Genomic DNA, 21,137 nt, shown 5'->3' with positions numbered 1-21,137 from the left:
CAGGCGAAGTCGCGCCGGTCGTTCGCGCTCTGGTCACGGACAGCGCCAACCCTGCCAACCTGGGCGCGCAGCCTTCCGCGCACCGCCCGCATCATTCTTCATGATCGTGTCACCATAGTTTCATCTTGCACCGCTCCGTCCGCCGTCTATGAGACGATGTATCGTAACGCGAAAGCCCGACGGCTTTGCGTTTCTGCATGAGATTGGAACAATGGTGGCCAGGGCAGTGTCGAACGCCGTGCAATATTCGGAGCGAACACGCTCGTCACGCCGGAGCCGCGTCGCGCGTGCCGCGCTCTGCGCGATGGCCTGTTCGGGGACGTCGGCGTTTGCGCAGGACGCGGGGCAGGGGCGAGATCGGACGGTCGACGACATCGTCGTGCTCGGCCAGCGTTGCCTCGATCGTACCAGCGGATCCGACATCGTGACCGAACGGATGTCGCAGGCCAGCATCGCGCTCGATCGCAGTATTCTGGACGACTACGGCGTGCGCCGCCTGGCCGATGCGCTGGAGCTGGTCAGCGGTATCTCGCAGCAGAACAATCTTGGCGGCCTGCGCGACAATTACGCGATCCGCGGTTTCCTCGGCACGCCCGACACGGGGGCCGAGTATTTCGTCGACGGCTTCCTCGCCAATCGTGGCTTCGGACCGCCGCGGGACCCCGCCAACGTCGAGCGGATCGAGGTGCTCAAGGGGCCTGTGGGTGCGGTGTTCGGATCGGTGGATCCGGCGGGTGTGATCAACGTGGTCACCAAGAAGCCGCGATTTCGGAACGGCGGCAGTGTGACGGCGAGCGGGGGCTCGTTCGGCACCTATCGGCTCGAAGGCGATGTCGAATCGGCGCTGTCCTCGACGTTCGCGATCCGCCTGGTCGGCGCGATCGAGAACAGCGACGGCTTTCGCGACCATGTCGATCTCAGGCGGCGCCTGTTCGCACCATCGGTAAGCTGGCGGCCGATGGACGGCACCACGCTGACGTACCAGGGCGAATATATTCAATTCCGCGCGCCGTTCGACCGCGGCATCCCGGCGATCAACGGGAATAGCGAGGCCGTCCCGCGCGATCGCTTTCTGGGAGAACCCGGCGACGGGCGCGTATCCTCCAGCAACTGGCGACACGAACTGACGCTGGAGCAAAGTCTGGGCGGGAGCTGGACTTTCGTCGGCGGCACGGCCTATCGCGACGCTCGCATCCGGGGTTTCTCCAGCGAAGCGTCGACGCTGCTGGCGGATGGAACGGTTCGCCGTCAGCGCCGCTTGCGCGACTGGAACCTGACAGACTGGTCGGGGCGGGCGGAAATCCGCGGCACCGTCACGGCCTTCGGTACGCATCGACCAAGCGTGGGCGTGACGCTCTACGATCTCGACTTCGACACCTTCCAGACGCGGTTTCGGCCGACCGCTGCCCGGCCTTACCCGATCGACGTCTTCGACCCGGTCTACGGGGGCGTCGCCGGGCCGCTGACGCCGTTCACCGCGACCAACGAACGCCGCAAAGCCGTCGCCGTCTACGGCCAGGATATGTGGGACCTGACGGACTCGCTCAGCGTGGTCGGAGGCCTGCGCTATGAGCACCTCGACCAGCGCATCGACAATCGACTGTCCGGGCAGCTGAGCCGTCTGGAGCGTGATCCGATCGAGTTTCGCGCCGGCATTCGCTACCGTCCCGATCCCCGGTTCGCCTTCCATGCGAACTGGGGCGAGGGCTCGCGTGCCAATTCGAGCGTCGGACGACTGGGAGACGCGTTCGCGCCCGAAACCGGCCGTGGCTACGAAGTCGGCGCCAAGCTCGTCCTGCCATCGCTTCGGGTGGGGGCCAGTTGGTTCGATGTCTCCAAGCGCAACATCCTCGCAACCGATCCGGCCGACGTGAACTTCCTCGCGACGGTCGGACGGATCAGGTCGCGCGGCGTCGAACTCGATGGCGAAGTGGATCTGGCGCCACGTGTGCGGCTGATCGGCAACTACGCTTTCACCGACGCTGCCGCCCGCGATCCAGCATTCCCGAGCGCGGACGTGCTCAACGTGCCGCGTCACGCCGGCACGCTGCAATTATTCGCGACGTTTCCTCTCGCGGCCCGCGACCTCGCTCTGAGTGCGGGCGGGACCTATGTCGGCGCGCGTGCCGCGGCGCTCGATGGCGGCAACCTGCGACTGCCAAGCTATGTGAAGGTCAAGGCCAGCATCGCGTATCCGCTAACCAAAAGGCTGACCGCTCGCGTCGAGGTCGATAACATCCTCGACCAGACCTACGCCCAGAGCAGTTACAGCGCGCTGTGGATTTCACCCGGGGCGCCCCGATCGGTCCTCTTCTCGCTGGCGGCACGGCTTTGAGCGCTGGTCAGGGAAATCGCTCGAGAAAGGCAGCTGCGCACGGCTGACGATAGATATCGCGTCGCGCAGCCTGTCACGTCGCGTTCGCGGTCAGGTTTGCGCCGATCCATGCGGTCACGTCGGTAACCGCAATGGCATGCGCTCCAAGTCGCTGTCTCTCAAATGGATCGTATTTGGAACGCCAGCGGAGCTCGCCTGCTATCCGAAGGCAGCCGGGTCCTCATCCACGCTTTGAGAGGCCGTGAGGGAACGACTCAGCGACTCGGCATCGGCAACGGTTTTCAGAGACGAGTTATCTCGCAGGTCCGACGAGCCCCGCGAGTTGCTGCCCGGAAAGCCAGGCGGCTTCGATCCGCGGACCGAGCAGCCAGTCGCCACAGGCCCCCAGCCGGATCTCCGCGTTCCAGGACGCACCGCGCGCCGACGTCCCGGTCTTCGCATACCGCCAACGGTGGACGCTGGTCGCGATGATGGTGGGCGACCCGGCGCCGATGTGATCCGCGAACGCCGCGAGAAGCGCCCGCGCGATCGTGTCCGGCTCGTCTTCGAGGTGCGCACGCGACCAGCCGGCACTGCCCTGTAGCACCCAGGCCTCGGGTCCGGTCCGTCCCGGCTTGGCCGAGTTGCGGACGGCGGATCCGATGATCCCGATATCCGCAAATCGATCGCAATCGGTCGGCACCGGGCCATCGAACGCTGCCATGACGGTCCAGCACGGATCGGAAACCGCGGCGCGGGCCGCATCGGCCAACGCACCGTCATGGTCCGCGACCAGGGGGGCGACCTGCTCCGCCGGCACCGCGACGATCGCCGCGTCGAACCGTTCGTCGCCGATCCGCCATCCACCGTCATGGCAAAGACCGGCGATGGCGGTGTTCCATCGAACATCGCACTCGGTCGCCATCGCGCGGATCGGCGCGTTCATCGCGGGTGTCCCGACCCATGCATCGAGCCTTGCGGGCGACCAGCGCGCGACGTGGCCGTCCTGCGCCCAGCGCTCGACCTGCGCCACGAACGCGGGATCGCGCGCCGTTAGATATTGCGCGCCGTGATCGAACGCCGCCTCTCCCAGCGGCGTATCGATCCGGCGCGTCGACATCCTGCCACCCGGCCCGCGGCCCTTGTCGAACAGGATCGGGTGATGACCTTGGCCGCGTAGCGCGTGCGCGCAGGACAGCCCCGCCATCCCCGCACCGATGATTCCGATCCGCATGATACCCCCGTGCCGACATGCAACAACCGAACGTGCCGATGACCGGACACCCTCAAACGCGACGCGTGTCGATTGGAGCCGGACGGATGCAGATTTTCGGTGATGCCCCAGGCCACCGGCCGAACAATGGTGCCTTAGCCCTGAACCTCTAGCCTTAACATCGCCGCGACCGACGATGATCTGGTTCCGCACGACAGGATCGAACAGGCGGAGAGACGGCAGCCTGCCACCGCTCACCGCATCAAGCGTGGCACTCCGGCGTAGGTGAAGGCTGAATGCGCCGACATTGTTGGTCACCTGTTCGGGCCGGCTTACGCTCGCACCGCTAGCCGCTCCGACGATCAGCGTCGCGAACCCATCGCGGATTACGAGAAGCCTTATCCATCACCCGCAGCGAACTGCGCCTGCCTGGCAGGATGCGTATTTGGCCAACATCGTCTGGGAAATGAAACCATGAGGCACGCTAGTTTCATCCACCAATCACTTCTTGAAAGGCGACGATGGTGACCCCTACGGGAATCGAACCCGTGCTTCAGCCGTGAAAGGGCCGCGTCCTAACCGCTAGACGAAGGGGCCTGCGTGGTTGGAGGCGCCTAAAAGGAAGCCGCCGACGCGTCAACCCCTCAATCGGCCCAGGCAGCGTCTTCGACGTGCAATTCTGCCGAGGGCCGCGAGGACCAGTCGTCGATCTTCGCGCGGCCGGCGAGCCAGAGCTTGCGGTGAGGAGCGGCGCCGAGCAGCGCCTGGCCCAGCGCACTCTCGGCGGCGCGGAAGGCCATCGCCTTGATGCTGCGGCCGTCGTCGCCCGCGACGATCGTGCGGACGTGGCCGTTGCCGACGACGTCCGCCTTGATCACGCGGACCGGGCCCATCGCCACGCGCGGCGCTGGCCAGCCCATGCCGTAGGGGCCGCCGGCTTCCATCGATTCGACGAGGCCGGGGTTTACGCCGCCTGCCGCGAGGACGGCATCGAGCAGCAGCGCTCGGTCGCCGTTCGAGCGTTCGACCGCGGCGGCGAGGCGCTCTTCGAGGAAGTCGGTGAAGGCGGGGATCGCGGCTTCGCTGATCGTCAGGCCGGCGGCCATCGCGTGGCCTCCGCCCGCCACCAGCAGTCCGTGTTCGCGGGCTGCCATCACAGCCGCACCGAGGTCGACGCCGGGGATCGAGCGGCCCGAGCCCTTGCCGATGCCGTGCTCGTCGATCGCGATGACGATTGCGGGGCGGCCGAGCTTCTCCTTGAGGCGACCGGCGACGATGCCGATCACGCCGGGGTGCCAGCCGTGACCGGCGACCACGGCGACCGCGCGGTCGCGGCTGGAGAGCAGGTCGGCGGCTTCCTGCACGGCGGTTTCGATTGCGCGACGTTCTTCGTTGAGGCGGTCGAGTTCGGTGGCGATCTGGCGGGCTTCGTCAGGGTCTTGCGTGGTCAGCAGGCGCACGCCGAGATCGGCGCGGCCGACGCGCCCACCGGCGTTGATGCGCGGGCCGAGCGCGAAGCCCAGGTCGGTGCAGGTCGGGTTGCGCGTCAGGCGCGAGGCTTCGATGAGTGCGGCGACGCCGATGTTCTTGCGCGCGCCCATGACCTTGAGGCCCTGCGAGACGAACGCCCGGTTGAGGCCGCGGAGTTGCGCGACGTCGGCGACCGTGCCGAGCGCGACGATGTCGAGCAGGTCGATCAGTTTCGGCTCGGCGCGGTCCGCGAAGAAACCGCGCGCGCGGAGCGTGCGGACGAGCGCGGCGGCGGCGAGGAAGCACATGCCGACCGCGGCGAGGTGGCCGTGCGCGGCGCCTTCGGTCTCGTCGAGGCGGTTGGGGTTTACCAGCGCGAGCGCGTGCGGGAGCGCGGTCGAGCATTTGTGGTGGTCGATGACGATCACGTCGACCTTCGCGTCGCGGGCGGCGTCGAGCGCGTCGAACGCCTGCGCGCCGCAGTCGACCGTGACGATCAGCGTGGCGCCTTCGGCGGCGAGGCGGACGAGCGCTTCGCCCGACGGGCCATAGCCTTCGAGCAGGCGGTCGGGGATGTAGGGGCGGGCTTCGATCCCGAGCTCGCGCAGGACGAGCACCATCAGCGCGGCGGAGGTGGCGCCGTCGACGTCGTAATCGCCGAAGATCGCGATCTGTTCGCCGGCTTGGACCGCGTCGGCGAGACGCTCGGCGGCGCGGTCCATGTCGCGGAAGATCGACGGGTCGGGCATGAACGCGCGGATCGACGGGGTGCGGTGCGCGTCGAGCGCGTCGCGGGGGCAGCCTCTGGCGAGCAGGAGCTGGGTGACGAGGTCGTCGCCGGTAAAGCCATCCCGGCCGTCAGCCGCTAGGGCTCGCCAACGCCAAGGCTGGCCGAGGATGGAGGAGGTTACGCCGAGAACTGTCATGCCTAGGACGTAGTGTGTGTGGAGGGATTGTCGAGCGGAGAGGGACGCGTGGTTAGGGCGATCTCGCAACCGCGTGCACCACGTGCGTCTTGTTCTCCCGCGAAGGCGGGAGCCCAGTCTGGGTCCCCGCCTTCGCGGGGAAACAGTTTTGCGCAGACTGGCGGAATGTAAATTCTCCCCCGTTCGTGCTGAGTAGCGACCGAGTAGCTCCGTCAGGAGCGTATCGAGGGTGCGTATCGAAGCAGGGTTCCGCGCGCCAACTTGTCCTTCGATACGCCGTCTCGATACGCTCCGTTGGAGCTACTCGACGGCTACTCAGGACGAACGGGGGATGAGGAATCCGCGCGGGGGGCTCCGCGACGGGGGAGGGGCGACCTGGCTGTCTACTCGCCCTCCTCACTTGATCCAGGGACGCTCGCGAAACCACTTCGTCACGATATACTTCACGCCCTCGACCACCGGCATGCCCTCGTGCAGCGTCAGCCCGTTCGGGCCCCCATCCGGGTTCATGTTGTTCCAAGCCAGCAGCATGCCGCGCTTCGGCGCGATCTTCACGCCGGCCTGCGGGAACCAGGTCGCGCCGCCTTCGGGGACGTCGTTGAGGAACACCATCGCGGTCCAGGTGCGCTGGCCGCCTTGTTCCTGCATCTTCGCCCAGTAGCTCTCGGACTCGTGGAAATAATCATGGTGCGCGCGGAATTGCTGGCCGGGGGCGTAGCGCTGGCCCTGCATCGTCTCGCCGTGGAGCAGGTCGATCCCGAGCAAGGTCGCGATCGCCTCGTCGGTCGGCTGCACGTCGGGCGACCAGCGATCCATGTCGCAGCTCTCGCTTGTCCGGAAATTGCTGTTTGGGCGATCGGACAGCAAGGTCGACGGCCGCCGCTTGGAATCGATCACCGCGATCAGCCGCTTGCAGGTTGCAGGACCGAGGAACTTGTCCTGATAGTAGAACTGTACGGTGTCCATCGCGATGCGCTGCACCGCGGGATTGGCGTCGAGGCGCGCGGCGACCTGCGATCCGAAGGCTTGGCGGAGTGCCGCGGCCGGATCGACCTTCTTGGCTTTTGAAAAGATACCCACGCCGCAGGATTTGGCGAACTTGCCCCGAAAGGCAAGAGGTGTAAACGCAAGAGCCCCGCGGCGATCCAGACCACCGCGGGGCTCTCCCCTGTTACTGCGTGAAGGCAGGCTGGAGCCTACCAGAAGATGTCGTACACCGTGTCGACCACGCGGCCGCTGTCGAGATCGACCAGCAACGCGTCGTTGTAATAGCGCACCCAGCGATACGCGCCGTACGCTTCGGGCAGGCGGTAGGTGTACGGGTCCTGGATCCAGTAGGACTGGTTGTAGAGAATCCGGTTCAGCGAGAAGCCGACGTTGAAGCGACGGTAACCCGATCCCCAGCCGCTCGGCGCGTAATAGCGCGGGAGGCGATAGGCGCCGCGGTTCGACGCGCGGTAGCTGCTCCAGGCGTAGCGGTTGTCGTTGCGCCAACCGCGGTTCCACGCGCCGCCCTGGTTGAACCGGCCTTGGTCGTAGCCGCGCCGGCCAAAGCCTTGGACGTTGCCGTAGGCGCGGTTGGGCTGGCGGTTCTGATAGCCATCGCGGCCGTCGTTGCGCCAGTCGCCGCGGTCATTGCGCCAATCGCCGCGCCCGCTGTTGCGATCGAACTGGTTGCGATCGGCCTGCTGGTTGCCGCGATCGAAACCGGGGAGTCCCTGGTCGCGGTTCCAGTCGGGGCGGTTTTGGCCGGCCCGCGGGTCGGGACGGGTTTGGCCGTTCCAGCCCTGACCGTTGCCACGTTGGTCGTTCCACGCCTGACGGTCGGCACGCTGTCCGCCGCGCTGCCCGTTCCAGTCGGGACGGCCTTGCCCGTCGGGACGGTCGCCGCGGACTTGCGGTTGCGTGCCGAGATCGGCGCGTTGCGGACGCTGGCCTTGGTCGGGCGCGGCGGGGCGATCGGGGCGCTGTTGCTGGAAGGGTTGCCCGTATGGGCGCGGGCCGCGATCGCCGCGGTCGGGGCGCTGGCCACGATCCGGGCGTTGTCCGCGGTCGCCCCGATCACCGCGGTCCTGATCGACCTGCTGTGCGGTGGCGGTCGTCGCCATCGTTACTGCCGGCACCAACGCGGAGGCCGCCATCAAGAGTTTGAAAAACCTGCCCGTCATTGCGGATGTCCTCGACTGCCGGCGCACGAGCCGACTCCTATGATGGGTCGTGTATAGGCACCGCGGCGTGTGGAGAGGCTGAATGGGTTCGTCAGCGATTAGACAGGTTTAGTCGGGATCAGTTGTTACTCACCCGAAAGTATCCACTCCGGCGAAGGCCGGGGCCCAACTGGGGGGGCAAGTAATGAAGCGCGCGCTCTATCACCTTGGACGTTCCAATTGGGCCCCGGCCTTCGCCGGGGTGGTGGAAACCGCAGACGTGTTCATCGCGAACCTTGTTCTCCCGCGAAGGCGGGAGCCCAGACTGGACTCCCGCCTTCGCGGGAGAACAAGCTTGGTTTTGAGGAAGCGCCTACCGCGCAGGCGGCGGGACAAGTGCCGGCACCAATCGCGCAGAGTCCGCCGGGTCGATCCCCGGCCGCGGTCCTGCCGGAATAACCTCTTCGCCGCGCATCGCCCGCCCGGCGCGTTGGATCGCCTCGACCACGCGCGGATACACCCCGCACCGGCAAAGGTTCGTGATCTGCTCGCGGATCAGCGCTTCGCTCGGGTCTGCATTCCGCTTCAGCAACGCGGCGGCGGCCATGATCATCCCCGGGATGCAGAACCCGCATTGCGACACGGACTCCGCGATAAACGCCAGCTGCACCGGATGATTACGCTCGCGCGACAGCCCCTCGATCGTCGTGACATACGCGCCCTCGATCGCGCCGATCGGCACGCGGCAACTCCGCATCGCCCGCCCGTCGATATCGACCGTGCACGCACCGCAGTGCCCGGTGCCGCAGCCATATTTGGTCCCCGTCAGGTTGGACGCATCGCGCAACGCCCACAGCAACGGCGTCTCGTTGTCGAGTCTGTATTCGATCGGCTCGTTGTTGACGGTGAAGCGGCTCATGCCCGCCGTCCTAGCTCGCCGGGACGGATCGCACCACGCGGCATTGCCACGCGGCGGGCCCCCGGCTTATGTCGCACGCAAATACCGCGAGAGGGCGCAATACAGATGCACGTCGATACCAAATCCACCGCAGCAGCCGGAGGCGATGCCAGCCACGGCTACGACGCGCCCGACCTGCGCGTGTTCGTGTTCGCGCTGTTCTTCATCTTCGGCGGCATCACCTCGCTGAACGACATCATCATCCCCAAGATGAAGGAGCTCTTCACGCTCGACCACGCGACTGCGATGCTGGTCCAGTCGGCATTCTTCCTCGCTTATGCGCTGTTCTCGATCCCCGCCGCCGCGATCGTGCGCAAGGCTGGCTATATGCGGACCGCGTCGATCGGCCTCGTTACGATGACCGCGGGCTGCCTGTTGTTCATCCCCGCGGCAGGGCAGGCGAGCTTCGGCATGTTCCTGTTCGCGCTGTTCGTGCTCGGCGCAGGCATCACTGTGGTGCAGGTCGTCGCCAACCCGCTGATCTCGGCGCTCGGCCACCCCAAGTCCGCCTCGAGCCGGCTGACCTTCGCGCAGGCGTTCAACTCGCTCGGCACCACGATCTTCCCGTATGTCGGCTCCGCGCTGATCCTCGGTGGCTTGGCGACGGTCGACTCCTCGACGCTCACCGGCGCCGCGCTCGACGCGTACCGGACGGAGTCGTCGCGGACCGTCGTGCACACTTATATCGGCCTCGCGATCGCGCTGCTGATCGTCGCCGCAGTGGTGTGGACCCGTCGCAACCGGCTCAACGAGGAGCAGGACCAGACCGGCAGCATCTTCCACGCATTCACGCTGCTGAAGCGTCCGCGGTTCGCGATGGGGACGGCGTGCATCTTCCTGTACGTCGGCGCCGAGGTCGCGGTCGGCTCGCTGATCGTCAATTACCTGATGCAGCCGAGCGTGATGGGCCTGAGCGACGTCGCTGCGGGCAAGCACGTGCCGTTCTACTGGGGCGGCGCGCTGGTCGGCCGGTTCATCGGCGCGTACGTGCTGAACAAGGTGTCGCCGGGCAAGGTCCTCGCGGGCGTCGCGACGGGCACGCTGGCGCTGATCCTGATCTCGGCGAACACCGAGGGCGCGCTGTCGGGCTGGGCGTTGCTGGCGATCGGCCTGATGAACGCGGTGATGTTCCCGACGATCTTCTCGCTGGCGTCTGAAGGCCTCGGCAAGCGCGCGGCGGAAGGCTCGGGCGTGATCGCTACGGCGATCGTCGGCGGCGCTATCGTCCCGTATCTGACGGGTATGCTGGCGGACAAGTCGGGCAGCCTGCACTTCGCGCTGCTGCTCCCGGCGATCTGCTACGCGCTGATCCTGGCGTACGGACTGTATGCCCGGAAGCCGGTGGCGGAGGTCCCCGCCTAAGCCCCATCCGTCATCCTGGGCTCGACCCAGGATCCAGAACCAAGAACGCTAGCGTACGTCGCTCTGGATCCTGACTTTCGTCAGGATGACGGTGGTTTCGGCAGCATCGGCGCCGCCCGTCCGGTTGCCAAATCCGCATCGGAAAACCGGATCGGCGTACGCAGCCCCGGGACGAGAGACCCATCCGGCCGCGCGACGTCGATCGCCATCCCCCGCGCGATAACCTGCGGATCCTCGAACGCCTGCGCCACCGTATTGATCGGCCCGGCCGGCACCCCGACCGCCTCCAGCCGCGCGAGCAACGCCAGCTTAGGCACCAGAGACGTCGCCGCCTCGATCCCCGCGAACAGCAATTCCTTGAACGCCAACCGCCCGGCATTGGTCGCGAACCGCGGATCGTCGCGCATCTCGGGCAAGCCCATCGCGTTGCAGAACCGCCGGAACTGCCCGTCATTCCCGACCGCCAGGATGAACCACCCATCGCTGGTCGGGAAAATCGCATACGGACACACGTTCATATGCGCGTTCCCGACCCGCGTCGGCGACACGCCGCTCGCGAACCAGTTCATCGCCTGGTTGGCGAGCACCCCGGTCATCGTATCGAGCAGCGCCATGTCGATCTGCTGACCCCGGCCAGTCCGCTCGCGCATCGCCAGCGCCGCCTGGATCGCGATCACCGCATACAGCCCGGTCATGATGTCCGCGAACGCCACGCCGATCTTCTGCGGCGCGCCGTCCGGTTCGCCGGTCAGGTCCATGATCCCGCTCATGCCCTGGACGATGAAGTCGTAACCCGCGCGAGGAGCATAGGGCCCGTCCTGCCCGAACCCGGTGATCGAGCAATATACCAGCCGCGGGTTGATCGCGGATAGGGTGGCATAGTCGAGCCCGTATTTGGCGAGCCCGCCCACCTTGAAGTTCTCGATCACGACGTCGGTATCGGCGATCAGGTCGCGGACGACAGCCTGGCCTTCAGGCGTGGTTAAGTCGGCAACGACCGACCGCTTCCCGCGGTTGGCGGCATGGAAATACGCTGCATCACGCGTGCCGTCAGGGTTGTCGATGAACGGCGGCCCCCAGGTTCGCGTGTCGTCACCGGCCGGGCTCTCGATCTTGACGACGTCTGCCCCGAGATCGCCAAGGACTTGCCCTGCCCAAGGCCCAGCCAGAATGCGCGCGAGTTCGACGACCTTTAGCCCGGCGAGAGGGGAAGGTTTGCCCTCCACGATCACAGCACCACCCCGGCGGAGGCCGGGGCCCAATTGGAAAGGTTGGAATAACTGCGCACAGCATCAGCCAAGGCTTGTCCCCCAATTGGGCCCCGGCCTTCGCCGGGGTGGTGCAACGATCTTCGCGCAGCTCTCAAAACGCAGCGATACCCGTGATCGCGCGACCGAGAATCAACGCATGCACGTCATGCGCGCCCTCATACGTGTTCACCGTCTCGAGGTTCATCAGGTGACGCATCACCTGATACTCCCCGGAAATGCCATTCCCGCCGTGCATGTCGCGAGACATCCGCGCGATATCGAGCGCCTTGCCGACGTTGTTGCGCTTGACGATCGAGACCATTTCCGGCGCGAACCGGCCCTCGTCCATCAACCGCCCGACGCGCAACGACGCCTGCAACCCGAGCGCGATCTCGGTCTCCATGTCCGCCAGCTTCTTCTGGAAAAGCTGCCGCCCCGCCAGTGGCGTCCCGAACTGGTTGCGATCCAGCCCATACTGCCGCGCCGCATGGAAACAGAACTCCGCTGCGCCTAACGCACCCCATGAAATCCCGTAACGCGCGCGATTGAGGCAGCCGAACGGCCCCTTCAACCCCTGCACGTCGGGCAGCAGCGCGTCGTCGCCGACCTCGACCTCGTCCATCATCACCATGCCGGTGATCGACGCGCGCAACGAGAGCTTGCCCTCGATCTTGGGCGTCTCCAGCCCCTTCATCCCGCGTTCCAGGATAAAGCCGCGGATGCCGCCGCCATGCTCGTCGGACTTCGCCCAGATCACGAATACGTCGGCGATCGGCGAGTTGGAAATCCACGTCTTCGCGCCCGAGATCACATAACCGTTCGCCGTCTTCTTCGCGCGCGTCGTCATCCCGCCGGGATCGGATCCCGCATCCGGTTCGGTCAGCCCGAAGCAGCCGATCCACTCGCCGGTCGCGAGCTTGGGCAGGTATTTGCGCTTCTGTTCCTCGGACCCGAACGCGTTGATCGGGTACATCACGAGGCTCGACTGCACCGACATCATCGAGCGGTAGCCCGAGTCGATCCGCTCCACCTCGCGCGCAACCAAGCCGTACGCGACGTAGGACGCACCGACGCCGCCATATTCCTCGGGGATGGTCGGCCCGAGCAGCCCAAGCGCACCCATCTCGCGGAAAATCGCGGGATCGGTATGCTCGTGCTGGAACGCGTCGATGATCCGGGGCGCGAGCTTGTCGTCGGCATAGGCCTTCGCGCTGTCGCGGATCATCCGCTCGTCCTCGCTCAACTGATCGTCGAGCAGGAACGGATCCGCCCAGTCGAACTTGCCCATCCCGGCCATATGAATCTCCTTCGTTGACCGCCGACTTCGTGTCTCCACGGGCGAAAGTCCACCCCTGTCGAGACGTTTACGCGTCGATCAGCGTCAGCACCGCGATCGTCACATGCTCGCGGTCGCCGATCGACTCGATGCGGTCGACCACCAGATCGGCGACGATATGCCCGCGCATCGCGAACGCCGCTTCGGGCAGTGCGTCGATCCAGTCTCGAAGACCGGGTACGGGCATCGCCGCGATCGTCAGCCGGTGCAGCGTGCCGACGAAGGTCGCGCTGGCCCACGGCGTACACGCGATCGACTCGACGTGCATCGTCACGCCTGCCGCGCTCGCGTGGCCACTGAGCGCTCGGATCAGCAGCGTGCCCGCATCGGGGCCGCGGATCGCGTCCATCCTCATGATCCGTTCCGCGCGATGAACGACTCGATCCGCGCCACCATCGGTTCGCGCGCCTGACGACCGCGGCGCAGGTCGTGCACCAGCCGCGGATCGCCGACCGCCAGTCGTCCGAACTTGGTCATCGGCATGCCCGTCTGCCGCAGATATCGATCGATCTTCATGAGAATCGTCACCGTCGTTCCTCCCGAGTCCCTTGCTCCGTTCTTGATCTGTTCCGTCAAATCCTACTTGTCTAGGAAATTTCCTGCGCTAGGGTCGCGTGATGTCGAAAACCGCATCCGATCCCGATCCGAGGACCGCGCTGGCGACGCTGGCGGCGGCGCGGGGCGACAGTCTGGCGGCGCTTTCGGCGATGCTCGGGCGCAATGCGGCGTATCTCCAGCAATATGTCCGCCGTGGATCGCCGCGGATTCTGGGTGAACGAGACCGGCGATTGTTGTCCGCCTATCTGGGCGTGAGCGAGACCGTGCTCGGCGCGCCACCCGATCGCACGGCAGGGTTCCGTATCCGCAAGCTCGACATCGCCGCATCCGCGGGACCGGGCGCGCAGGTCGACGGCGAGATCGTCCTGGGGACGGATACGCTCGACCCCGGCCTTGCGCGGAAACTCGGGCTGCGGGACGGGCAGGCGGCGATCATCCGCGTGCGCGGCAGTTCGATGGAGCCGGGACTGTTCGACGGCGATCACATCGTGGTCGACACTGCCGACCGGACGCCGCGCGCGAAAGGCGGGGTGTACGTCATCCGGATCGACGACGCGGTGATGGTGAAGCGCGTCGCGCTGGCCGGTGGGACGCTGATGGCGACGAGCGACAACCCGGCGGCGGGGCCGATCCCGGCGGGGCGGATCGCCGTGATCGGCCGCGTGGTGTGGCAGATGCGCGAGCCGCGGTGAGGCGGTGAAGCACGATCCTCCCCCGCCAGGGGGAGGTGGCTGGCTCTTGCCAGACGGAGGGGGAGGAAGGAGCAACCGCCGTTCCGTATCCTCCCCCTCCGTCTCCTTCGGCGACACCTCTCCCTGGCGGGGGAGGATCAAACATTTGATCCGTCCAGGCCGTTCGTCCGTTCGCGCTGCCCCCACTCCGTTCGTGCTGAGTAGCGACGGAGTAGCTCCGTCAGGAGCGTATCGAGGGCGCGTATCGAAGCATCGGTTCCGTGCGCCACCCTGTCCTTCGATACGCCGTCTCGATACGCCGCCTGCGGCGACTACTCGACGGCTACTGGGGACGAACAGAAGAGGGGGCGGACGAGCGGAACGGGCCCTCTACCGCCGGTCCCGCACCCACACCAGCACCGCCGCCAGCACGCCCACCCCGGTCCCGATCAGGAACCCCGGAGTCGCCTGCCCGATGGCAAAGCCGACACCCGCGCCGCCCAGCATGCCGAGCGCCACGAGAAACCCGCCCGCGGCGCTGGGGTCCTTGTGGGGAGGAAGGGTGTCGCGGGAAGTGGGGTCGGCCATCGCTCCGTCCTGCCACGCACCGCGCCGGGATGCCAGCCGCGCGCGTGCGCCCACCCGCCGGACGACCCGCGTCAGACCCCGCACCAGCGCGATCCCCCGCCCGGACGAAACGTGGCGGAAATGCGGCGTTAGATACTGTTCCGCAACGACAAGCCCGGCTAGGAGCCTGACATGGTGTTCCGCGTCGGGCGAGCCGGGCCGGCCGCCGCCTTTTTCGTTCTGACGACAGCGGGGGCGGTTTCCGGTGCCGGCGCATCTGCCGCGCGTGCCCAAACCGCACCTGCGCCCGCGCCTGCACAGATACCGGCCCCGCCTACCGCGGACACGCCGATGTCGCTCGACCCGAATTCGCCGCTCGCCGCGCTGCCCGATATCGGCGTCGCGTGGCCCGATCTCGCGAACTCGCCGATCGACCCGGCCGCTACCGTCGCTGCGGTCGATGCCAATACCGAAAGCCGCTACGCCTGGCGGATCGATGGTATCGACGGGATTGACGACACGCTGCTGCGGCAGCGGTTCGCAGCGCTTTCGACGCTCGACGCGAACGATCACCAGGCCGCCAACGCCGCGCAGCTCGATCGGCGGGCGCGCGAAGATGCCGATCTGCTCAACAGCCTGCTCCGTGCCGAGGGCTATTACGACGCCAACGTCGTCACACGGGTCGAGCCGGGCACCAAGCCGATGGTCGTGCTCTCGGCCACCCCAGGCACGCTCTACAAGTTCAATGGCGTGACGATAAACGGCCTAGCTGCGGCAGGCGACAAGGCGCCGGGGCTGACGACCGCATTCGGCGTGAAGCCCGACGACCCCGTCAATTCGGATGCGATCGTCGCGGGGCAGGCCAAGCTGACGACGCAGATCGGTCGCGAGGGCTTCCCGTTCGCCAAGGTCGGCGATCCGGCGATCGTCGTCGATCATGCCACGCGTACCGCAACACTCGACCTGTCGGTGCAACCCGGCGGCGCGCGCAAATTTGGCACGATCCGCGCGCTGCCCGGCAACCGCGTGTTTGGCGCGGCCCATGTCGCCGAAATCGCGCGCTTCTCCCCCGGCGACCTCTATGATGCAGCGAAGCTCGACGATCTGCGACGCGCGTTGATCCAGACCAGCCTCGTCTCCGCGGTCGACCTCAAGCCAGTGCAAGGGTCGACGCCCGACACCGTCGACGTCGCGGTGAAGCTCGATCCGGCACCGCCGCGCACCGTCGCGGGCGAGCTCGGCTATGGCACCGGCGAAGGCGCGCGCGCGGAACTCAGCTGGACGCACCGCAACCTGTTCCCGCCCGAAGGCGCGCTGACGGTGCGCGGTGTGCTGGGCACGCAGGAACAGCTCGGCTCGGTCGTGTTCCGGCGCAACAATTTCGAGGGCCGCGACCGGGTGCTGACGTTCCAGGCCTCCGGCGTCCACACCAATCGCGACGCGTACGACGCGAAGACCTTCACGCTCGCGGGCAGCCTCGAGCGGCAGACCAACATCTTCTTCCAGAAGACCTGGACATGGTCGGTCGGTGCCGAACTGCTGGCGTCGGACGAGCGCGACGTGATCGTCTCGACCGGCGCCCCGCGGCGGCGGACGTTCTTCATCGGCGCGCTGCCGACGACGCTCAACTATGACGGCTCGGACGATCTGCTGAACCCGACCAAGGGGTTCCGGCTCGGCGCGCGGCTCAGCCCCGAGGTGTCGTTGCAGAACTCGGTGTTCGGCTATGCGCGCACCCAGTTCGACGGCAGCGTCTACCAGCCGTTCGGCGACCGCCTGGTGCTTGCGGCCCGTACCCGGCTCGGTACGATCGTCGGCGCCCCGCGTGACGAGGTCGCACCGTCGCGGCGTTTCTACGCCGGCGGCGGCGCGTCGGTGCGCGGCTATGGCTATCAGTCGATCGGGCCGCGCGATCCCAACAACGACCCGATCGGCGGCCGCAGCCTGACCGAATTCTCGATCGAGGCGCGGGTGAAGGCGTTTGGCAATTTCGGCATCGTGCCGTTCCTCGACGCGGGCAACATCTACACCTCGCCGCTGCCGAAATTCACCGGCCTGCAATACGGTACCGGGATCGGCGTGCGCTATTATTCGAACTTCGGCCCAATCCGCCTCGACGTCGGTACGCCGATCAACCCGCAGCCGGGCGACAGCCGCGTTGCGGTGTATGTTTCGCTGGGACAGGCGTTTTGAGCGAGGCGGCTGCTCTTCCAAAGCGCCGGATCACGTGGTGGCGCTGGATCGTCAGCGCGGTCATGGCGCTGCTCGTGATCGTCGGCACCGCGTTGCTGATCGTCGACACGGGGATCGGCCACCGCTTCGTCGCGGACCGGATCGCCGCGATCAGGACTGCCAACGGGCTGCGCTTCACGGTCGGGCGGATCGAAGGCTCGCTGTACGGCGATACGCGGCTGATCGACCTGCGCGTGTACGATCTGGAGGGGCTGGTCTTCCAGGCGCCCAATGTCGAACTCGACTGGTCGCCGTTCGACTGGTTCTCGAACCGGCTGGAGATTCAGCGGCTGATCGTCGATCGCGCGATCCTGACGCACACGCCGCGCACCAGACCGTCCAGGACGCGCGGCCCGATCCTGCCTGATTTCGATATCCATATCGGCAAGCTGTCGGTCGGTCGGCTGACGCTCGCCAAGCGCGTGCTGGGAACGCAGCGGATCGGGACGCTCGAAGGCCGCGCGGACATCCGCTCCGGCCGGGCGCTGGTCGATCTCAAGGCGCGTGTCGCCGGCAGCGACGACTTGAAGCTCCGGATCGATGCCGACCCTGCGCGCGACCGCTTCGACCTCGACGTCGCCGCGAAGGGCGCCGCGGGCGGCGTGCTCGCGCGAATGGTGAAGGCGAAGGGCCCGGTCGCGCTCGCGGTTACCGGCGACGGCAGCTGGGCGAAGTGGAACGGCCGGGCGAACGGCATCGTCGGCACGACGCGCGTCGTCGATCTCGCGCTCGCGCAGGTCGCCGGGCGCTACACGCTGTCGGGCACGCTCTCGCCGTCGTCGCTGCTCAAGGGGCGGCTGCAACGGCTGACGGCACCGCGCATCCTCGTCAACGGCAGCGGCGAGTTCGCCAACCGCCGCCTCGACGGCCAGCTTTCGCTGCGCACGCCCGCGCTGGCGATCGACACGACCGGGATCGTCGATCTCGGTGCGAACGCGTACCGTGACGTCCGGATCAAGGCGCGGCTGCTTCGCCCGCCCGCGTTGTTCGACAACATGACCGGCAACATGGTCGAGCTTCGCGCGATCCTGGACGGCCCGTTCGCGACCGCGGCGTTCGACTACCGCCTCGACGCCAGCCGGTTCGCGTTCGACCAGACCGGGTTCGAGAATGCGCACGCCGCCGGCAAGGGCCGCCTCTCCGCGGCGCCGGTCACCGTGCCGATCCGTTTCACCGCGGCGCGCGTCACCGGCGTCGGCACCGTCGCGGGCGGGATCCTGCGCAACCTGTCGGTCGACGGCCTGCTCCGCGTGACGCCGACGCTGCTGACCGGCGATGCGCTCAAGCTCCGCTCGGACAAGCTCACCGGCAGCATCAATCTTGCGGTCGACCTGCGCAACGGCCAGTTCGAGGTCGGCATCAACGGCGGGCTCGGTCGTTATCTGATTTCCGGTCTCGGCATCGTCGACGTGAAGTCTACCTTGCGCGTCGTCCCCGGCCCGAACCGCCACGGCACGCGCGTGATCGGCCAGGGCAGCGCGCAGATGGTGCGGCTCGACAACGCGTTCTTCCGCAGCCTCGCAGGCGGGTTGCCGCGGATCACCACCAACCTCGAACGCACCACCGACGGCATTCTCCACTTCACCAACCTGGTGCTGACCGCGCCGCAGATCCGGCTGACCGGCAACGGCTATCGTCGGCGCGACGGGACCTTCCATTTCGAGGGGAGCGGGCGCCAGCAGACCTATGGCCCGGTTCAGCTCGTGCTCGACGGCCAGATCGACAAGCCGACGCTCGACCTCGTCTTCGCCAGCCCCAATGCGACGCTCGGCCTGACGAACGTCCGCGCGCATCTCGATCCGACGCCGCAGGGGTTCGCGTTCACCGCAGCCGGCGGATCGCGGCTCGGGCCGTTCACGACCAGTGGCGCGATCCTGTTGCCGCCGGGGGCCGGCGCGACGATCGCGATCGCGGCGCTGAACGTCGCGGGGACGCGCGCGAGCGGGAATATCGCGGTGGTAGACGGCGGCTTCGACGGGCGGCTCGCGGTCGCCGGTGGCGGGATCTCGGGCGATCTGTTGTTCCGTCCGGTCGGCACCATCCAGCGGATCGAAGGCCATCTCTCTGCCAAGGCCGCGACGCTCGACACCGTCGCGCTGCGTGCGGGCAAGCTCGATTTCGTCACGCTGCTCGATCCGGCAGGCACCTCGATCGAGGCGACCGCGACCGGCCTTGGCCTCCGTCACGGCGCGCTCAGCCTCGCCCGGTTCAACGGCGCGGCGTCGCTCAGAGGCGGCGTCGGGACGATCAAGGCGTCGATCGCCGGCTCGCGCGGCCGCGCGTTCGATATCCAGAGCGTGACGCAGGTCACCGCGACCAGCTACGCGATCTCCGCGCAGGGCACGCTCGATGGCCGCCCGCTGAAACTGCTCACCCCTGCGGTGCTGACGCAGGCGGAGGACGGCTGGCACCTCGCACCGACCAAACTCAGCTTCGGCGGCGGCGAGGCGCAGGTCGGTGGCCATTTTACCGGCACCAGCACGGCGGTCGACGCCAGCCTGGCGCGGATGCCGCTCGCGCTGCTCGATATCGGCTATCCCGGGCTCGGGCTCAGCGGTTCCGCGTCGGGCCGCTTCAACATCGCCACCGCGAACGGCGCCGCGCCGACCGGCAAGGCCGATCTCACGATCCGCGGGCTCAGCCGCGCCGGCCTAGTCCTGTCGTCGCGCCCGATCGACGTCGGCGTCGCAGCGGTGCTCTCGCCCGACAAGCTCGGTCTGCGCGCGGTGATCGCGTCTGCCGGCAAGACCATCGGCCGCGCTCAGGCCCAACTTGCGCCGCTGGGGCAGGGGGACTTGGCATCCCGGATCAGTAACGCCCGCCTGTTCGGGCAGCTTCGATACAGCGGCCCGGCCGATACGCTCTGGCGGCTCACCGGGGTCGAGTTGTTCGACCTGTCGGGCCCTGTCGCGATCGGTGCGGATGTTGTCGGGACGCTCGCCAACCCGACGCTGCGCGGTATCGTCCAGGCGAACGGCGCGCGGATCGAGAGCGCCACCACCGGCACCGTCCTCACCAACGTTCAGGCAAGCGGTCGCTTCGGCGGGTCGCGGCTCGTGATCGACCGGTTCGGCGCGGACGCGGGCAAGGGCGGCCGCGTCACCGGCACCGGCCAGTTCGAATTCGCCGCCGCCGCCGGGATCGGCCTCGACCTCGCGCTACAGGCCGACAAGGCGGTGATGATCAACCGCGACGATATCGGCGCGACCGTGTCCGGCCCGCTGACGTTCAAGTCGACCGGCTCGGGCGGCACGATCGCCGGCGACGTCATACTCGACAAGAGCCGCTATCGCCTCGGCCAGGCCACCGCCGCCAGCGCGGTGCCGCAGCTCAACATCCGCGAAATCAACCTGCCCGACGGCGGCGAGGAAGTCGCAACCCCGACCAAGCCCTGGACGCTCGCGATCAAGGCGCGCGCGCCGAACCAGGTCATGGTCAGCGGCCTCGGCCTCACCAGCGAATGGTCCGCCAACCTCCAGATCGCCGGCCAGCCCGAGAACCCGGCGATCGCCGGCCGCGCCACGCTGATCCGCGGCGACTACGAATTTGCCGGGCGGCAGTTCGAGTTGGCACGCGGCGTGATCCGCTTCGACGGGCAGGTGCCCGCGAACCCGGCTTTGGATATCGAGGCGAATGCGGACTCGACGGGGCTGAGCGCATCGATCCGCGTTACCGGCTACGCGCTGAAGCCGGAGATCGGTTTCACCAGCACGCCCGCGCTGCCCGAGGACGAACTCCTGTCGCGGCTGTTGTTCGGTACCTCGATCACCAACCTGTCCGCGCCCGAAGCGTTGCAGCTAGCGGCGGCGGTCGCGGCATTGCAGGGCGGCGGCAGCGGTCTTAACCCGATCAACGCTGTGCGCCGCGCCGCCGGGCTCGACCGCCTCCGCATCCTCCCCGCCGATCCACAGACCGGGCAGGGCACCTCGATCGCGGCCGGCAAATACGTCACCCGACGCCTCTACGCGGAGATCGTCACCGACGGTCAGGGCTATTCCGCTACGCAGGTCGAGTTCCAGGTCACCCGCTGGCTGTCGCTGCTGTCGAGCATCTCCACGCTCGGCCGCCAGAGCGCCAACGTCCGCGTGTCGAAGGATTATTGAAGGATGATCCTTCCGCGGTGATGGGATAAA

General features: G+C 67.5%; 15 protein-coding genes and 1 tRNA gene. 5 read left to right on the top strand and 11 right to left on the bottom strand.

What is annotated here, in order from left to right; translation table 11 throughout:
- Positions 1-211: 211 nt before the first annotated feature.
- Positions 212-2,335: a TonB-dependent siderophore receptor gene (locus tag C8J43_RS00580; RefSeq protein ID WP_165899519.1), complete on the top strand. Its 2,124-nt coding sequence runs from the start codon at positions 212-214 to the stop codon at positions 2,333-2,335.
- A 292-nt stretch (positions 2,336-2,627) separates the two neighbouring features.
- Here C8J43_RS00580 and C8J43_RS00575 read toward each other — a convergent pair whose 3' ends face one another.
- The 6 genes from C8J43_RS00575 to C8J43_RS00550 all read right to left on the bottom strand — a co-directional run bounded on the left by C8J43_RS00575 (position 2,628) and on the right by C8J43_RS00550 (position 8,989).
- Positions 2,628-3,548 (bottom strand): NAD(P)-binding protein, encoded by a 921-nt coding sequence (locus C8J43_RS00575; protein ID WP_133029340.1) that lies wholly within the window; start codon positions 3,546-3,548, stop codon positions 2,628-2,630.
- A gap of 501 nt (positions 3,549-4,049) precedes the next feature.
- Positions 4,050-4,124: transfer RNA gene (locus C8J43_RS00570), tRNA-Glu, on the bottom strand.
- A 47-nt stretch (positions 4,125-4,171) separates the two neighbouring features.
- Positions 4,172-5,923, bottom strand: coding sequence for a single-stranded-DNA-specific exonuclease RecJ (gene recJ, locus C8J43_RS00565; protein ID WP_133029339.1), 1,752 nt, complete (start codon positions 5,921-5,923; stop codon positions 4,172-4,174).
- Positions 5,924-6,319: 396 nt separating this feature from the next.
- Positions 6,320-7,003, bottom strand: a complete 684-nt coding sequence (locus C8J43_RS00560) for a 2OG-Fe(II) oxygenase (protein ID WP_165899518.1) — start codon at positions 7,001-7,003, stop codon at positions 6,320-6,322.
- A 116-nt stretch (positions 7,004-7,119) separates the two neighbouring features.
- Positions 7,120-8,091 carry an RcnB family protein gene (locus tag C8J43_RS00555; RefSeq protein WP_133029338.1) on the bottom strand — a complete coding sequence of 324 codons (972 nt, stop codon included), beginning with the start codon at positions 8,089-8,091 and terminating at the stop codon, positions 7,120-7,122.
- Between the two features lie 352 nt (positions 8,092-8,443).
- Positions 8,444-8,989, bottom strand: a complete 546-nt coding sequence (locus C8J43_RS00550; protein ID WP_133029337.1) for a (2Fe-2S)-binding protein — start codon at positions 8,987-8,989, stop codon at positions 8,444-8,446.
- A 105-nt stretch (positions 8,990-9,094) separates the two neighbouring features.
- On the opposite strand from C8J43_RS00550, the gene C8J43_RS00545 reads away from it, so the two are divergent.
- Entirely contained in the window at positions 9,095-10,390 is a 1,296-nt protein-coding gene (locus C8J43_RS00545) for a sugar MFS transporter (RefSeq protein WP_133029336.1), read from the top strand.
- A gap of 80 nt (positions 10,391-10,470) precedes the next feature.
- Here the strand turns inward: C8J43_RS00545 and C8J43_RS00540 are convergent, their stop codons facing one another.
- From C8J43_RS00540 to C8J43_RS21750, 4 genes are all read right to left on the bottom strand, one after another.
- On the bottom strand, positions 10,471-11,616 hold the full coding sequence (locus C8J43_RS00540; protein ID WP_133029335.1) for a CaiB/BaiF CoA-transferase family protein: 1,146 nt from the start codon (positions 11,614-11,616) through the stop codon (positions 10,471-10,473).
- Positions 11,617-11,752: 136 nt separating this feature from the next.
- Positions 11,753-12,937, bottom strand: coding sequence for an acyl-CoA dehydrogenase (locus C8J43_RS00535; RefSeq protein WP_056055772.1), 1,185 nt, complete (start codon positions 12,935-12,937; stop codon positions 11,753-11,755).
- Positions 12,938-13,004: 67 nt separating this feature from the next.
- Positions 13,005-13,325, bottom strand: coding sequence for a hypothetical protein (locus C8J43_RS00530; RefSeq protein WP_133029334.1), 321 nt, complete (start codon positions 13,323-13,325; stop codon positions 13,005-13,007).
- 2 nt (positions 13,326-13,327) lie between these two features.
- Positions 13,328-13,504 carry a hypothetical protein gene (locus C8J43_RS21750; protein WP_165899516.1) on the bottom strand — a complete coding sequence of 59 codons (177 nt, stop codon included), beginning with the start codon at positions 13,502-13,504 and terminating at the stop codon, positions 13,328-13,330.
- Between the two features lie 89 nt (positions 13,505-13,593).
- On the opposite strand from C8J43_RS21750, the gene C8J43_RS00525 reads away from it, so the two are divergent.
- Positions 13,594-14,226, top strand: a complete 633-nt coding sequence (locus C8J43_RS00525) for a S24 family peptidase (RefSeq protein ID WP_133029333.1) — start codon at positions 13,594-13,596, stop codon at positions 14,224-14,226.
- Positions 14,227-14,595: 369 nt separating this feature from the next.
- Here the strand turns inward: C8J43_RS00525 and C8J43_RS00520 are convergent, their stop codons facing one another.
- Positions 14,596-14,793: a hypothetical protein gene (locus C8J43_RS00520; protein ID WP_121905533.1), complete on the bottom strand. Its 198-nt coding sequence runs from the start codon at positions 14,791-14,793 to the stop codon at positions 14,596-14,598.
- A 330-nt stretch (positions 14,794-15,123) separates the two neighbouring features.
- On the opposite strand from C8J43_RS00520, the gene C8J43_RS00515 reads away from it, so the two are divergent.
- Positions 15,124-16,965, top strand: coding sequence for a BamA/TamA family outer membrane protein (locus C8J43_RS00515; protein ID WP_243645348.1), 1,842 nt, complete (start codon positions 15,124-15,126; stop codon positions 16,963-16,965).
- Between the two features lie 62 nt (positions 16,966-17,027).
- The gene (locus tag C8J43_RS00510) at positions 17,028-21,107 is read left to right on the top strand and encodes a translocation/assembly module TamB (protein ID WP_133029970.1); all 4,080 of its coding nucleotides are present in this window, start codon (positions 17,028-17,030) and stop codon (positions 21,105-21,107) included.
- Positions 21,108-21,137 lie beyond the last annotated feature (30 nt).

Origin of the sequence: Sphingomonas sp. PP-CE-1G-424, assembly GCF_004341085.1 — a bacterium.
Classification (GTDB): domain Bacteria; phylum Pseudomonadota; class Alphaproteobacteria; order Sphingomonadales; family Sphingomonadaceae; genus Sphingomonas.
The sequence above is the reverse complement of the archived record's forward strand: the minus strand, read 5'-3'. Positions and strand labels throughout refer to the sequence as shown.